Genomic DNA, 14229 nt, shown 5'->3' with positions numbered 1-14229 from the left:
ATTGCTAAACGTTTTACACGTCTATTATGCCAAAGCGCTTTTTACAAAAATACATCCCACGCCCCGAAAAATTACGCGAAAACAAAGCGTTAAAGATCCTAGGCTCCAAAGTCTACGAGCCTGACCTCTGGCATATGAACAGAAAATCCATAGCAAAAGCATGCTGGAATGGACTATTCTGGGCGGCTATTCCGATGCCCCTGCAAATGTTAGCAGCTGCTCTTCTTGCCATACCGCTACGCGCAAATATTCCTTTATCCATCGCAATGGTTTGGATCACAAACCCAATCACAATGCCGTTTGTGTTTTATTTCAATTACCTAATTGGCAGTCTGTTCGTTGGAGACGACAGTGATCGAGACTTCCACCTATCCGTTGAATGGATTTGGGCAAAGATCGAACACATATGGCTACCACTTTACACTGGGTCGGTCATTGTCGGCATGGTTGTCGGACTTTTGTCCTATATCGCAGTACTCGTATTATGGCGAATGCACGTTATCAAGCGATGGAAAAATAGAAAGCAAAACAGAAAAAAGAAATCGTAGGCCTAGTCCAAGAAAACCAGACAAAATAAAAAGAGAGCATCCGCTCTCTTTTTATTTACTCAGCCTTTTTATCCAATCAAAGACTCTATATCAAATTTCATTCAATTCGCCATTTGATAGTCGATATGCACCATCCATCCAACTCAACATTCGCTCATCATGGGTCACCACAATAAAAGCCATCCCCAACTCCTCTTTTAGCTCCCCAATAAGGGCCTGAATTTCTTTCGATGTCGTTTCATCCAAGTTGCCAGTAGGCTCATCCATAAGAACGCACGCGGGCTGCGTAACCAACGCTCTCGCAATGGCAATACGCTGCCTTTCTCCGCCGGATAACTGACCCGGGCGATGACCAGATCTATCTGCCAATCCAACGCGTCCTATTACCTCTAGCGCTTTATCCCTTGCTAAAGAAGACTTCATACCGCTAATATTCAACGGCATCATAACGTTCTCAAGCGCACTGAACTCTGGTAACAAATGATGGAATTGATAGACAAAACCCATTGAAGTATTGCGTAATTTCGAACGTTTAGCGTCTTTTAATGAATACCAGGAGGTACCCTCAATGCGCACTTCACCGTCAGTAGGTGAATCTAAGCCAGCTAATAAATTCAATAACGTTGTCTTCCCTGAACCAGAAGAACCCACGATGGCAAAAGCTTGACCAGATTCTATCGAAAAATTAATCCCCTGAAGTACATCAACCTCTCTCTTGCCATCAAGATAAGTTTTAGACAAGTTAGCACATTCCAATACCGCATTATTCATAACGCAATGCCTCCGCAGGTTCAACTTTAGATGCACGCCAAGCTGGATAAAGAGTGGCTACGACAGTCATAATAAAGGCAGCTCCAACTATTAGCTGCACGTCGCTCCACTGAAGTTCTGATGGTAGGTAGTTGATAAAATAAACATCGCTATTTAAAAATTTGGTACCCATTAGCCCTTCGACCCATGCAATCACACCACTAACATTCAAAGCGGCAGCAACCCCCAGAACCAATCCAATCACGGTTCCCAAGCAACCTATAAAGACCCCCTGAACCACAAACACTTGCATTATTTGCCCAGATGTTAAACCCATAGTACGCAGAATGGCTATGTCACTTTGCTTGTCCGTCACGACCATTACTAGTGTCGATACAATATTAAACGCAGCAACTGCAACAATTAGAGTCAGCAATAGACCGATCATTGTCTTTTCCATCTGAATAGCTTGAAACAAATTACCGTGGGTTCGAGTCCAGTCACTTATACGATTTTGTCCCGGCACCGCTCGTGCAATGTCCCAAATCTTAGTTGGCGCATCAAATAGATTTTCAAAGCTAATTCTTAAGGCCTCTACTTTTCCAGCAGGGTAACGCTTCAACTTAGCCGCACCTGCAATATTGATATACGCTAACGAGCTGTCTAATTCGGCTCCGACAGAAAAAGTACCCACGACAGTAAACCGCTTTAACGTTGGCGTCACGCCTGCAATCGAAACATTGGCCTTTGGCAACAACGCCGTCACTTTATCACCGACTGACACGCCCAACATTCTGGCCAATTGGGCCCCAAGCACAATCCCAAAATGCTTCTCGTTAAGCGCACTAAGCGAGCCGGACTTCATATTTTCATCCAGTATAGAAATTTTTGCCTCCATGTCCGGATCAATTCCATTTAACAAGGCCCCATGTACGCCGCGCGTAGACTGGAACATCACCTGCGCTTGAGTATGCGGAGCAACACCAACAACGCCAGGCATCTTGCTGACCATTTCAGCAGTACTTTTCCAATCCGTTAACGTTGGGTCTCCCCAAACGGTTGCATGAGGTACCATACCAAGAATGCGCTGACGTAACTCTCTATCAAAGCCATTCATCACGGACAATACAGTGATTAATACTGCAACACCGAGTGCCAACCCAGCGATCGAAGAAAAACTAATAAAGGAAATGAAGTGATTTTTACGCTTTGCTCGCGCGTATCTAAGTCCAATTTTTACGGGTAGCAAGTTCAATTAAATATTCCAATTTCTTAAATAAAGGCGATTGTTAGGACACTTAGAGAATGTATAAGTTGCAAGAAACCATTCAAACAAAGCAAATCAATCTACTCTCTAAAACAAAAAGGGGCTTTATAGCCCCTTTTTTAAAACACATAATGTTACGCGTCGAAATCAATTCCAATACGACGGCCCACATCTTCATAAGCTTCAATAACACCACCTAACCCTTGGCGGAATCGATCTTTATCAAGCTTTTCGTTTGTTTTCGCATCCCACAAGCGGCAACCGTCAGGAGAGAACTCATCCCCCAACACCACTTTGCCATCAAATATGCCGAACTCTAACTTGTAATCAACGAGCGTCATACCACCTTCAGCAAACAATGCCTTCAAGACATCATTAACTTTATAGGTGAGTGTTTTTGCTTCTGCAAGGTGAGTGGCCTCAGCCCAACCAAATGATTCTACGTGAGATTCATTGATCATTGGATCACCCAACTCGTCGTTCTTAAGAAACAACTCGAATGTTGGTGGTGTTAGCTTAGCACCCTCTTCCACCCCTAGACGACGGCATAGACTTCCTGCTGCGACATTTCGTACAACGCACTCAACAGGCATCATGTCCAAGCGCTTCACTAGGGACTCATTGTCACTCAGCAAGGACTCAAAATGCGTTGGAATACCCGCATCTTCTAACTTTTGCATTATAAAAGCATTAAACTTGTTGTTTACCATGCCTTTTCGATTCAGCTGCTCAACCTTTTTGCCATCAAAAGCAGACGTATCATCGCGGAATACGAGAACCATTTTGTCAGGATCATCCGTACGAAATACAGATTTTGCCTTACCTGCATATAGCTCTTGTCGTTTTTCCATTGGAGGGTCTCCGATTATTTCTTTGAGGGGTAATTATTTTTCCGATAGCAATGTAAGCAATCGGTATGAAACAAGTAGTGGATGTTTTGCTGCCGAAGAATCAACCTCCAACAATACACCAGACGGTTGCTGAACAAGCTTAAAGGGATACTCCCTTTCTTGCCATGTCACGTCATCAAGGTCTTTGCGCCTAACATTGAACCACTTCACTTGGGCGTCTTCCCCAAGAAGAGAAGAACTAAATGGAACAATATCACCTACTTTGGCAATTTGCTCAGGCGGAACGACAGAAAGCATTTGGCCATTATTATCGATAAAAAGCTTAGGGTTGGATTCTATCTTCTCTTTAAGTTGGGCAGCCTGAATACCACTACCTAAGTACAATGCTAGACTTCCGTTCAAAGCAGACCAAATAGAATACGGACGCAATTCTTTATTTTCCCGTTCAGACAAAATAACCGAACTTGTATCTAGGTTTTGACCAAGACTTCGCCAGAAGGCTAAAGCCTGTTCTCCCGTATCAAGATCAGCAAATGGAGACTGCCAATCGCCTTCGAACTCTTCGCCTTTCTTAAAACGCACAGAAACACTTACTCGCGTTTGACCTGCAATCAAATCATCAGACAGCGCATATTTCCAGACAACAGTGTCTAACGGCAAACGCGTAACCTTACTCCAAAAACGTTTTAACGTACTTACTTCTCTAATGGATCGAGGAGTGGTTGTAATAACACCGTCTATCTCACCCTCTACCGCTTTTTCATCACCATAACGCGCATTTAAATAATTTAGTACCAAACGCTTAGTCGTTGTAACAGGGGCCGGTACACTAAAGACAGCCGTCGACTCTTGTTCACTTAACACTATATTAGCCATTTGAGAGTATACAAAAGGCGCCCTAGGCGCTTCAAACTCAGACGGCTCGCTATAAGATGCTATTCTTGATTCATTTGGTATTTGCAGCTTATCGATTGGTTGCTCACTTCCCTCTGGTAACGCGAGCTTTTTAGAAGAAGCCTGACTACTTTGGTAATCGAGTCCATGATCAGGTAGCACAGAGCAGCCACTCAAAAGCGTGAGAGAAAACGCAGCCGATACAAAAAGGACTTTTTGTTTGCTAAGATTCATTATTTGGCAATTCCCGCCTGAGTTAACGCTTCACGTACGATGTCGTGGTTCTCGTTAGAAAGAACAGTAAGTGGAAGACGAATACCGAAATCACACAAACCTAATTCCGCACAGGCCCACTTAACTGGGATAGGATTAGACTCTACAAATAGTTTTTCGTGAAGAATCGAAACGGATTGATCAATTTTTTCTGCTGTATTTTTATCACCAGCAATGGCTGCTTCTGCTGCTTGAGCAACCTGCTTAGGAGCAACGTTAGCGGTTACCGAAATATTTCCTTTACCTCCTAACAACATCAAACCTACCGCAGTTGGGTCATCACCCGAATAGACAGCAAAATCAGATGGAGCAGCCTCAATCAATTCTTTAGCACGAGATAGATCCCCAGTAGCGTCCTTAATTCCGACGATATTAGCAATGCCGGTAAGTCTCAAAACCGTTCCATTAGACATATCGCAAGCGGTACGTCCAGGGACATTGTATAAAATTTGGGGAATGTCGACAGCCTCTGCAATCGCTTTAAAATGCTGATATAAACCTTCTTGTGTCGGCTTATTGTAATAAGGAGTCACCAGCAAACAAGCATCGGCTCCAGCTTGTTTCGCTCGTTGAGTTAAATCAATCGCTTCGTGAGTGGAGTTAGCGCCCGTTCCTGCAATAACAGGAACACGACCTTTCACCGTTTCAACAACCTGTCGAATCACATCTGCATGCTCTTCATAGGTTAATGTTGCGGACTCTCCAGTCGTACCGACCGCCACTATGCCGTGCGTACCGGCTTCCAAATGAAACTCAATAAGTTCATCTAGCTTTTGCTTATCAACATCGCCATTTGACTTCATCGGGGTGATAAGCGCAACTAAACTACCTGTGATCATTTCAAGACTCCAATTAAAATTTTAAGCGTGCTAATAGTACCGTCGTGCTTAGGTGGAAACAACACGAGTTTAGCTTTAAGTGCGGTAATTTTATCAGTACGGCCTAGTGAAAAACACTCATCAGGTGAATTTTTCACACTGACACTCAAAACAAAACTAAAATCTTCAATATTTCGTATAAATTTTGCTTTATTCTACGGCGCTCTGAATCTGGTAGAATACTGAAACTATTATAAATTTAGATTTTAAGGAGAGGCACAATGAGCCTAAATATTGGAGATATCGCCCCACACTTTACGTCGAAAGATCAAGAAGGAAGCGACATTTCATTGTCCGATTTTAGTGGCAAAAAAGTCGTCTTGTATTTCTACCCAAAAGACTCTACTCCTGGCTGCACCGCTCAAGCATGCAACCTTCGAGATAATTACCAAGCGCTTCTAGATCAAGACTACGTTGTACTCGGCGTAAGCACAGACACAGAAAAACGCCACCAAAATTTCATCAAAAAAAATGAGCTTCCTTTCCCCCTCATTGCGGACGTAGAAAAAGAAGTTCACGAGCTGTATGACACATGGCAACTGAAGAAATTTATGGGAAAAGAATACATGGGGACCGTTAGGACAACATTTATTATTGATGAACAGGGAAAAATTGAGGACATCATTACTAAAGTAAAAACAAAAGATCACACTGCACAGATCCTAAAATAATAGTCCGACCTCAACCTCTAACCAGCCTAAAAACTGATTAGAGGTTGATAAAGCGCAAGTGTTCTAGCGACGAGCAGTCCTTACCTATCAACGACTATATTGCCGATATTCTTGACTATCTGGCCACGCATTAATAATCGCCTTAACCAACGTTGCCAACGGAATAGCGAAGAAAATCCCCCAAAAGCCCCAAATACCGCCGAAAAACAAAACAGCGACGATAATAGCCAACGGATGTAAGTTTACCGCCTCTGAAAAAAGCAATGGCACCAAGACATTTCCGTCCAGCGCCTGTACCACTAAATACGCGCCAAATACATACCAAAATTCGTTACTAGTACCGTGCTGATAGAATGCGACCAATACAACCGGCACCGTCACTGCCGCCGCGCCAATATAAGGAATTAAAACCGACAGACCTACTAATAGCGCAAGTAATTCAGCATAGCGCAAGCCAAGAAACCAAAACACGATATAAGAGACCACACCTACAACAAGCATTTCAATTACTTTTCCGCGTACATAGTTCGCTATTTGATCGTTCATCTCGTGAGCAATATTCCTCATCATGCTTCGCTCATGAGGAAGCCAAGAGGTCAAATACGCCACTATTTTTTTCTGATCTTTTAGTAAAAAAAACATCACCAAGGGCACAAGTACCAAATAAATGGCAAGAGAAAATAACGAGGGAATACTTGATAGCGAAAATGAAACAACCCACTGACCTAATCCAGCCAGCTCATTCGTCACAGTATTGATCACCTCTTGAATAGCCGACTCGCTTACATACGCCGAATTTTGTTTTGCCAATGCCTCCAAAAATATCTGTAGATCCAAAAACATCCGAGGAAGGTCATTCACAAACCTAACCGCCTGCCGCCAAATAATAGGAACCATAACACCGATAAATAACGAGCAGCTAGACACAAATAAAACGAACACAATAGACACAGAGAGGTTGTGCCCAAGCCCAACTTTTTTTAGCCTAGTCACCCCGCCTTGAAGCAAAAAAGCCAAGACAACCGCAATGAGAACGGGCGCTAAAATACCCCCCCAAAACGCAAGCACTAAAATACATGCAGTCAAAAGAAGCATGAAGACCACAACTTCTTCATTAGAAAGGTATCTTTTGATCAATGAATCGACAATTTTAAACATAAAACTAAACACTACCTTTCTTTATTACGAACATAAATATCCCGTCAATTGTTTTACTATCTTCCAATATATACTCGGATATTTCTATGTATTTTGGGATATCTTTCATTGATCCTTCATCTGATGCTAGAACACATAAGCGGCCTTCCACGTCCATTTTTGCAAGCGCCATTTTCGTTTTTAGCAATGGCATTGGGCATCTATCTTCTAAAGCATCGACGAATACGTCATACTCCGTCTTATCAATAGGTAACATTTACACACCTTGTTATCATTTTAGTCCTTAGCCGAATACACTACACGATGCAACGACTCAAAAATACTGTAAACATTCTATTGGCATTGATCAGTCTCACAACAGTGCTCTCATCAAGCTCTTGGGCAACAACAAACATTCCGGATCTCGAAGCAATCAAAGATGAGCGAAGCCTTTCTAACCCTTCCTATGTGTTAGGGCAATATTGGTTTAGGCAATACAATGGCAGCAACGCACTCATCGATTTTCCACCTGCTTATGAATTCTTACGCAACGCCGTTAGCAAACTCGCCTCTTACAGTGATCTATACAACAAAAATGTTGAACTTGCTTTATTGAACAGCAGTCAATCCAACGCCTTTGTAATCCCCGGAAATCATCTATTTATATACAGCGATATACTATCTCTGATTAAAGAGGAAGACGAGCTTTTCGCTTTACTTGCCCATGAATTGTCCCACTTAGAGCTAAGGCATTACGAACGCAGACTTCAAAATGCAGAACAAGAAAAGAAAAAACTACTCATGCTGCTTGCCGCTGGTGTCGCGGCCGCCATTATGACAGATGACTCAGAAACCACATCCGCATTATGGATCGGCGGAATCGCAAACCAAACAACCAACCAACTCGCTTACTCTAGAGAAAATGAACAAGAAGCAGATAGGAACGGTAGACAGCTATTAAATCAAGCAGGCATTAGTAGTGATGCAATGACAAAGCTTTTTAATGAATTTCTAAAGAAGACACTAGGAGGTAACTCTTTAGAGTTTCTATCGACGCATCCACTCCCGAAAACAAGACTAAGCGACTCAATAACCGGTAAAACCTTGCCAAAAACAAAAACATCTCTTGAGGCATCAACGTTACATACCTCATCAAATTTTGGCTTTTTTAGAGCGACACTCATTGGCTACAGAGCACTCTTAGACGACAGGCCAAATTACTACATTAACAGCCAACAACTTAGTACTGATGAGGCTCTTTTCGCAACAGCCATTGTCAACTACCAATCAGAAACACCAGAGAAAGCAATTCAGACACTCAAAAAGATGACGAGCATTAATCGATTCAGCGATTACTTACTCGCTCTGTCATACATAAAAAACAATGCTATTAGCGAAGCAACAAGCATCCTAAATAAACGCCTCGATCTAGCACCAGGTGACGCGATATTTAAGCCTCTCCTAGCTCAAATAGAAGGCAACCACTATCTGCCCTACTCAATTGATGAACTTCAGTACGAGCTACGACTAAAATTAAAAACCAACATACAAATTGCTATCAAACGCGGCGACAACGCATCTGCCCTATTGTATAAAGCGTTTCTAGAATTTAATAAGGGTAAAAACAACATTGGACAGGTACTTCTAGACAGAGCGAAAAAACAAGGCGCGGACAACGCTAAAGCAATGAAGTTAGCAGACTTCTTTCAACGCATTATTGAAGCTGAGCAATTATTAGACATTGGCCCATAATCGAAGCTACGTGTTTGATAATTTTTTCAAGCAAAGTCATCTTAAATCACCCTTATAGACCTCGCATACAAAAAAGCTCCAACTAAATAAATAGTAGGAGCTAATTTTTTTACGGCGTTTTGATTCTTTAGAGCAATTTACGCAACATTAAAATCCAACATTCGTTGCAAAGGAATCAACGCCTTATGACGAGTTTGCTCATCTACAAAAACTTCTCCGTCATTATTTTTCAGTGCGTCCCGCAACATTTCCAAGCTATTTAACGCCATCCAAGGACAATGCGCACAACTACGACAAGTCGCACCGGAGCCCGCTGTAGGAGCCTCTACAAAACGTTTTTCAGGAGATGCTTGACGCATCTTATAGAAAATCCCTCGATCTGTTGCCACAATAAATGTGCTATTACTCATACTCTTAGAAGCATTAAGTAATTGAGAAGTTGAACCTACGACATCTGCGATTTCTACAACTGACTCCGGAGATTCCGGATGCACGAGAATCGCCGCATCAGGATAGACCGTTTTCAAATCCAGCACGCCTTTGGCTTTGAACTCTTCATGCACAATACACGCACCGTCCCAAAGGACCATATCAGCGCCTGTTTGCTTCTGTACATAGCCACCAAGATGCTGATCTGGCGCCCAAATGATTTTTTCACCTTGATCGTGAAGGTATTCAACAACATCGAGAGCAATCGAGGATGTAACCACCCAGTCCGCCCTTGCTTTAACCGCTGCGGAAGTGTTCGCATAGACAACGACTTTTCTATCAGGGTACTGGTCGCAAAAAGCCGAAAACTCATCAGCAGGACAGCCAATATCGAGAGAACAGGTAGCCTCAAGCGTTGGCATTAGGACTGTCTTTTCAGGACTTAGAATTTTCGCTGTTTCGCCCATGAACTTAACGCCAGCAACCACCAGTGTTTGAGCCGGATGATTTGCTCCGAAACGAGCCATTTCTAGAGAGTCAGCAATAACGCCGCCAGTCTCTTCAGCTAATTCCTGAATAGCGTCATCGGTGTAGTAATGAGCAACGAGAACCGCGTTTTTCTCAACGAGGAGATCTTTAATTTCCTGACGGATTTCTTGGTTATCAAGAGTCGGTTGCAGTAGGTTTTGTTCTGCTTCTGAAAGAAACTTTTGAACGGTCTCTCTCAATGCAACTTTATCAACAGACTGAGACATATTCGCCCCCTTAAAGGACTGCAATTGAAACCGGTGTATATGGTGGGTCGTACTGGATTCGAACCAGTGACCAATTGATTAAAAGTCAACTGCTCTACCAACTGAGCTAACGACCCGCACACCTTTTGAAGGCTATATATAGAGAATAGTTGGTGGGTCGTACTGGATTCGAACCAGTGACCAATTGATTAAAAGTCAACTGCTCTACCAACTGAGCTAACGACCCAACGGGCGCGTATAATACAGCACCCACTGGGAAATGCAAGCCATTATTCCATATTATTTAAGTAGCCCGCAGCAAGTGTGGCCGAATTCGTTCCGGAGAACTGAGAAACAACCTTTTGAAGAAACTGTTTAGCCTCTTCTTTATTGCCAAGCTGGTCATTAACGATACCCAATTTATAAGTCGCATCAGCAACTTTACTATGATTAGGAAATTGCGTTACAACCATATTAAACTCGTTTAAAGCTTCTTCAGGCTTTCCTAGCACAAGCTTTAGTTCGCCAAGCCAATAATGCGCATTACCAGTCAATGTGTTAGACGGATAAACCAAAACAAAATCATCAAATGCTTGAGCCGCTTCTTCAAACTTCTTCTCTCGAATAAGTGCATAAGCAGCCTTATAGGCTCCTTTTGCCTCATCGCTCGGCTCGGTTATAGCCACGACAGGTGTTGTTTCCATCGCATCCGATGACGCACTACCTATATCACTACCGGCTGAGTTAATCGGAGCAGAGGCAACCGAAATTGAGCCGCTCTCTTGCTGAGGTTGAGACTCCGTTTGCGAAACTGAAGCCACCTGAGCCTGAGGCGCTTGACTAGAAGACATAATCAGCGAAATACGCTTATCAAGATCGATATAGCGATCCCTTTGACGCGTCTTCATTTTTTTCAATTCATACTCTTGCTCTTCAACCAAACCTCTCAATTGCTGAACTTCCTGTTGCAATGATTCGAGTTGGAATAATAGATCTGCCGCTGCCGCAGGAGATAAACCTTGAACAGTATTTGCAGATGCAAAAGAGGCAGCCGAAGCTGCCACCAAAGCAATAGAGCGAATGACCGCCTTATTAAACGCCATTATTCGTAACGAACTTCAACGCGACGGTTTAACTGCCAAGACGCATCGTCATGGCCAAATGCTACAGGCACTTCCTCACCAAAGCTTACAGATTCGATCTGAGAAGCTGCAACACCTTGAATAGTTAAGTAACGTGCGACGGCTTTAGCACGACGCTCGCCTAGTGCCATATTGTATTCACGAGTACCACGCTCATCAGCATGACCTTCTAATACAACGCGCGCATCAGGGTTGGCTACTAAGAATTCTGCATGCTTCGCCAACGCTTCACGAGCTTCTGGACGAACAATAGACTTGTCGAAGTCAAAATAGAAAACTGTTTCAACACCAGCAAGCAAGTCAACATCTTGATCTACAGCACTAGCAGAACCTGAATCATCTACAACAACACTTGTGATGCTACCATCTTCACCAGCACCAAAAGATTGATCTGAACCAGCCTCTTGACCCGCAGCATCTGCACTTTGCTCTTCAGTAGCTGATGCAGAATCTTCTGCTACAGTAGATGAAGAATCAGTTTCAGTTGCGTTTGTACTACAGCCCGCGATCCAAGCCGCAGACAAACCGATCACAGCAAACTTACCTAGTTTGTTTACACTCATTATTCGCTCCTTAATGCGCTTTATTTGAAATACGGTGACCAAGCAGGTTCACGTACATCACCATTTGATGATGGTAACTTATATTTCACCAAACCATCAACGGAAACTACAGAAAGTATACCTTTATTTCCTTCTGTTGTTGCGTACATAACCATACTTCCATTAGGTGCGATACTTGGAGACTCATCTAAATAGGTCTGTGTCAAAATAGTCACTCGGCCATTTTTCATATCCTGAAGTGCTATATGATAATTGCCTGAGTCTTTTTGAACCGTCACCAAGTAACGACCATCAGGTGTCATACGAGCACGCGTATTTGAATCCCCCTCAAATGTCACACGCTCGACTTCTTTACTTTTTACATCCAATCGGTAAATCTGAGGATTACCACCCCGATCAGAGGTAAATATAATACCTTTTCCATCCGGCTCCCAGCTTGGTTCCGTATCTATGGCGTAATGATTTGTCATTCTATCTAGCTTTTGAGTCGCTATATCAAGCACATACACCTCTGGATTGTTATCTTTTGATAACACAAGCGCTAACTTTTTACCGTCAGGAGACCAGGCGGGCGCCCCATTCAACCCTTTATATTGCGCAACTTTACTGCGTTTTCCCGTTGCCAACTCTTGAATGAATATATTAGGTCGACGATCTCTAAACATAACATAAGTAATAAAACGTCCATTGCGACTCCATGATGGAGACAATATCGGTTCTTTCGATTCGACGATTACCTGAGCTCGATGACCATCAGCATCCGCCACTTGCAACTTATAATTAGGCGCCGATCGATCGCCTTCAGCTGTGACATATAATATACGAGTACTAAACGCACCCTTTATACCTGTAAGCGCTTGATACACTTTGTCACTAATAAAGTGAGCAGCATCTCTGAAACTTGATGGCGTAACTGAGATAACCTCTTTATTACCAACTCGTTGTTGAGTATTGACGTTTAACAATTCAAATGCAACTTGGTAGTTACCGTTAGATGCATTTAGAACCGCCCCCACCAAAATATATTCAGCCTTTAATATTCGCCAATCCCGATAAAATACATTATCAGAAGAACTTGGCTCACTTAACATTGAAGCTCTCGGAATGGTTTCAAAAACACCACTTCTAAGTAAATCACTCTCGACAATTTGCGCAATATCTTCTGGCAGAGGATTCGCTCCAGAATACTCAAATGGAACCACCGCTATCGGTAAAAGCTGATCAGCCCCACTTGTAATCTCAATCACCAGCTGTGCTCTTACACTTTGCGACGTAATGACCATTACAAACATCAAAAACAACGGCTTAAATAACTTCATTAGTTTCTCAAATCTTGTGGGTTAAATATTAAATCAACTTGACGGAAGTTTCTCTCAAAAATATAAGAATCTAACTCCGACAACTCCTCTATCCGCTCAACTTTTTTAACAGCTGCAATAGCGCTTCGGTCAAAAGCATCATTACCGCTTCTATCCATAATTTGTACATCACGCACCTCTCCTGTTGGAACAAAGAAAATACGCAACTTCACGTTCATATTATTACGCGCACTTGGCGGACGTATCCACGACGCTGTAATTCGTTCATTAATCAAACCACTCAAAGACTGAACCGCTTGCGCTTCGGCAACATCCCGGTCCTTTTGAGCCTGAACCTCTTGCTGTTGACGCTTTTGATCATCACGTTTTTTTCTTGCTTCAGCGGCTTTTTTCGCGGTCTCTTCGCGCTGTCGCGCCAACAATTCCTGCTCAGCTTTTTTCTTTTGTTCAGCTTCTAACTGCTTACGCCGCTCAACCTCTTGACGCTTACGTTTTTCTTCTTTTGCCTTTTCCTGCTCGCGTGCTTTCGCATCAGCGTCCGCTTTCGCCTTATCTCTGGCCTTTTTATCAGCCTCTTCCTTCGCTTTCTGTTTAGCTGCTTGCGCTTTCTTTTTCTCGTCAGCTTTACGTTGCGCTTCTAATTTTTGACGCTGCAACTCTTTATTACGAGCTTGTTCAGCCCGTTTTTGCGCCTCTTCTTGTTTACGCTTTGTTTCGGCCAGTTGCTTTTTCTTTTCAGCAAGCGCTTTTTTCTGGATTGATCGCGCTTTTTCTTTATCTGCTTTTTTCTTCGCTTCGTTCGCTACCTGAATTGCTGCCGCTTTATTTTCAGCTTCTCGCTTTCCAATTATGGTTTGAGAAATATCAATCACGGTAGCTTGGACAATTGCAGGCTTAGGCGCGACTTTGGCCTCCTCTGAAAAGTTAACCGCAAACGCACCACCTACCAATACAACAGCGTGAAGCGCAATCGCAAACACAACTGGCAACGAGTAGTTTTCTTTATCGAGCCATTTCATGT

General features: G+C 42.9%; 15 protein-coding genes and 2 tRNA genes. 3 read left to right on the top strand and 14 right to left on the bottom strand.

The genetic code is table 11. The features are described 5' to 3' along the window. The first annotated feature begins 26 nt into the window (after positions 1-26). Positions 27-548, top strand: a complete 522-nt coding sequence (locus MARME_RS10000; protein WP_013661142.1) for a DUF2062 domain-containing protein — start codon at positions 27-29, stop codon at positions 546-548. 90 nt (positions 549-638) lie between these two features. On the opposite strand, the gene MARME_RS09995 is transcribed toward MARME_RS10000, so the two are convergent. From MARME_RS09995 to dapA, 5 genes are all read right to left on the bottom strand, one after another. Beyond that, a complete protein-coding gene (locus MARME_RS09995) occupies positions 639-1319 on the bottom strand; it encodes an ABC transporter ATP-binding protein (protein ID WP_013661141.1) in 681 nt (226 codons plus the stop codon). Beyond that, a complete protein-coding gene (locus tag MARME_RS09990; protein ID WP_013661140.1) occupies positions 1312-2553 on the bottom strand; it encodes a lipoprotein-releasing ABC transporter permease subunit in 1242 nt (413 codons plus the stop codon). The genes MARME_RS09995 and MARME_RS09990 overlap by 8 nt, the downstream gene beginning before the upstream one ends. Positions 2554-2699: 146 nt before the next feature. After that, positions 2700-3416: a phosphoribosylaminoimidazolesuccinocarboxamide synthase gene (gene purC, locus MARME_RS09985; RefSeq protein ID WP_013661138.1), complete on the bottom strand. Its 717-nt coding sequence runs from the start codon at positions 3414-3416 to the stop codon at positions 2700-2702. Between the two features lie 33 nt (positions 3417-3449). Further along, positions 3450-4544 carry a hypothetical protein gene (locus MARME_RS09980; RefSeq protein ID WP_013661137.1) on the bottom strand — a complete coding sequence of 365 codons (1095 nt, stop codon included), beginning with the start codon at positions 4542-4544 and terminating at the stop codon, positions 3450-3452. Continuing rightward, a complete protein-coding gene (gene dapA / locus MARME_RS09975) occupies positions 4544-5422 on the bottom strand; it encodes a 4-hydroxy-tetrahydrodipicolinate synthase (RefSeq protein WP_013661136.1) in 879 nt (292 codons plus the stop codon). The genes MARME_RS09980 and dapA overlap by 1 nt, the downstream gene beginning before the upstream one ends. A 260-nt stretch (positions 5423-5682) precedes the next feature. Here dapA and bcp point away from each other — a divergent pair, with 260 nt between their 5' ends. Continuing rightward, the gene (gene bcp / locus MARME_RS09970; protein ID WP_013661135.1) at positions 5683-6132 is read left to right on the top strand and encodes a thioredoxin-dependent thiol peroxidase; all 450 of its coding nucleotides are present in this window, start codon (positions 5683-5685) and stop codon (positions 6130-6132) included. An 87-nt stretch (positions 6133-6219) separates the two neighbouring features. On the opposite strand, the gene MARME_RS09965 is transcribed toward bcp, so the two are convergent. Together MARME_RS09965 and MARME_RS09960 are read right to left on the bottom strand one after the other, a co-directional pair. Further along, positions 6220-7290, bottom strand: coding sequence for an AI-2E family transporter (locus MARME_RS09965; protein ID WP_013661134.1), 1071 nt, complete (start codon positions 7288-7290; stop codon positions 6220-6222). Between the two features lie 4 nt (positions 7291-7294). Continuing rightward, positions 7295-7546, bottom strand: a complete 252-nt coding sequence (locus MARME_RS09960) for a sulfurtransferase TusA family protein (RefSeq protein WP_013661133.1) — start codon at positions 7544-7546, stop codon at positions 7295-7297. 47 nt (positions 7547-7593) lie between these two features. Here MARME_RS09960 and MARME_RS09955 point away from each other — a divergent pair, with 47 nt between their 5' ends. Beyond that, a complete protein-coding gene (locus MARME_RS09955) occupies positions 7594-9021 on the top strand; it encodes a M48 family metallopeptidase (protein WP_013661132.1) in 1428 nt (475 codons plus the stop codon). Positions 9022-9158: 137 nt separating this feature from the next. On the opposite strand, the gene nadA is transcribed toward MARME_RS09955, so the two are convergent. The 7 genes from nadA to tolA form a co-directional block, all read right to left on the bottom strand. Beyond that, positions 9159-10205 (bottom strand): quinolinate synthase NadA, encoded by a 1047-nt coding sequence (nadA, locus tag MARME_RS09950; protein ID WP_013661131.1) that lies wholly within the window; start codon positions 10203-10205, stop codon positions 9159-9161. A gap of 40 nt (positions 10206-10245) precedes the next feature. Continuing rightward, positions 10246-10321, bottom strand: a tRNA-Lys gene (locus MARME_RS09945). Between the two features lie 34 nt (positions 10322-10355). Then, positions 10356-10431 (bottom strand) — tRNA-Lys (locus MARME_RS09940). 43 nt (positions 10432-10474) lie between these two features. Next, positions 10475-11287, bottom strand: coding sequence for a tol-pal system protein YbgF (gene ybgF, locus MARME_RS09935; RefSeq protein ID WP_013661130.1), 813 nt, complete (start codon positions 11285-11287; stop codon positions 10475-10477). Further along, entirely contained in the window at positions 11287-11889 is a 603-nt protein-coding gene (pal, locus tag MARME_RS09930) for a peptidoglycan-associated lipoprotein Pal (protein WP_013661129.1), read from the bottom strand. Before pal ends, ybgF begins: the two co-directional genes overlap by 1 nt. Before the next feature lie 20 nt (positions 11890-11909). Further along, positions 11910-13208 carry a Tol-Pal system beta propeller repeat protein TolB gene (tolB, locus tag MARME_RS09925; RefSeq protein ID WP_013661128.1) on the bottom strand — a complete coding sequence of 433 codons (1299 nt, stop codon included), beginning with the start codon at positions 13206-13208 and terminating at the stop codon, positions 11910-11912. Continuing rightward, positions 13208-14227 carry a cell envelope integrity protein TolA gene (gene tolA, locus MARME_RS09920; RefSeq protein ID WP_013661127.1) on the bottom strand — a complete coding sequence of 340 codons (1020 nt, stop codon included), beginning with the start codon at positions 14225-14227 and terminating at the stop codon, positions 13208-13210. The genes tolB and tolA overlap by 1 nt, the downstream gene beginning before the upstream one ends. Positions 14228-14229: the final 2 nt, after the last annotated feature.

This window comes from Marinomonas mediterranea MMB-1 (genome assembly GCF_000192865.1).
Taxonomy (GTDB): domain Bacteria; phylum Pseudomonadota; class Gammaproteobacteria; order Pseudomonadales; family Marinomonadaceae; genus Marinomonas; species Marinomonas mediterranea.
This window is presented reverse-complemented; position numbering and strand designations above follow the sequence as displayed.

Bases quoted from the DNA above. Each gene is read 5' to 3' on its own strand.
- purC (WP_013661138.1), bottom strand. From the start codon at position 3,416: ATGGAAAAACGACAAGAGCTATATGCAGGTAAGGCAAAATCTGTATTT.
- MARME_RS09980 (WP_013661137.1), bottom strand. From the start codon at position 4,544: ATGAATCTTAGCAAACAAAAAGTCCTTTTTGTATCGGCTGCGTTTTCT.
- bcp (WP_013661135.1), top strand. From the start codon at position 5,683: ATGAGCCTAAATATTGGAGATATCGCCCCACACTTTACGTCGAAAGAT.
- pal (WP_013661129.1), bottom strand. From the start codon at position 11,889: ATGAGTGTAAACAAACTAGGTAAGTTTGCTGTGATCGGTTTGTCTGCG.
- MARME_RS09965 (WP_013661134.1), bottom strand. From the start codon at position 7,290: ATGTTTAAAATTGTCGATTCATTGATCAAAAGATACCTTTCTAATGAA.
- dapA (WP_013661136.1), bottom strand. From the start codon at position 5,422: ATGATCACAGGTAGTTTAGTTGCGCTTATCACCCCGATGAAGTCAAAT.
- MARME_RS10000 (WP_013661142.1), top strand. From the start codon at position 27: ATGCCAAAGCGCTTTTTACAAAAATACATCCCACGCCCCGAAAAATTA.
- MARME_RS09960 (WP_013661133.1), bottom strand. From the start codon at position 7,546: ATGTTACCTATTGATAAGACGGAGTATGACGTATTCGTCGATGCTTTA.
- MARME_RS09955 (WP_013661132.1), top strand. From the start codon at position 7,594: ATGCAACGACTCAAAAATACTGTAAACATTCTATTGGCATTGATCAGT.
- tolA (WP_013661127.1), bottom strand. From the start codon at position 14,227: ATGAAATGGCTCGATAAAGAAAACTACTCGTTGCCAGTTGTGTTTGCG.
- MARME_RS09995 (WP_013661141.1), bottom strand. From the start codon at position 1,319: ATGAATAATGCGGTATTGGAATGTGCTAACTTGTCTAAAACTTATCTT.
- nadA (WP_013661131.1), bottom strand. From the start codon at position 10,205: ATGTCTCAGTCTGTTGATAAAGTTGCATTGAGAGAGACCGTTCAAAAG.
- ybgF (WP_013661130.1), bottom strand. From the start codon at position 11,287: ATGGCGTTTAATAAGGCGGTCATTCGCTCTATTGCTTTGGTGGCAGCT.
- tolB (WP_013661128.1), bottom strand. From the start codon at position 13,208: ATGAAGTTATTTAAGCCGTTGTTTTTGATGTTTGTAATGGTCATTACG.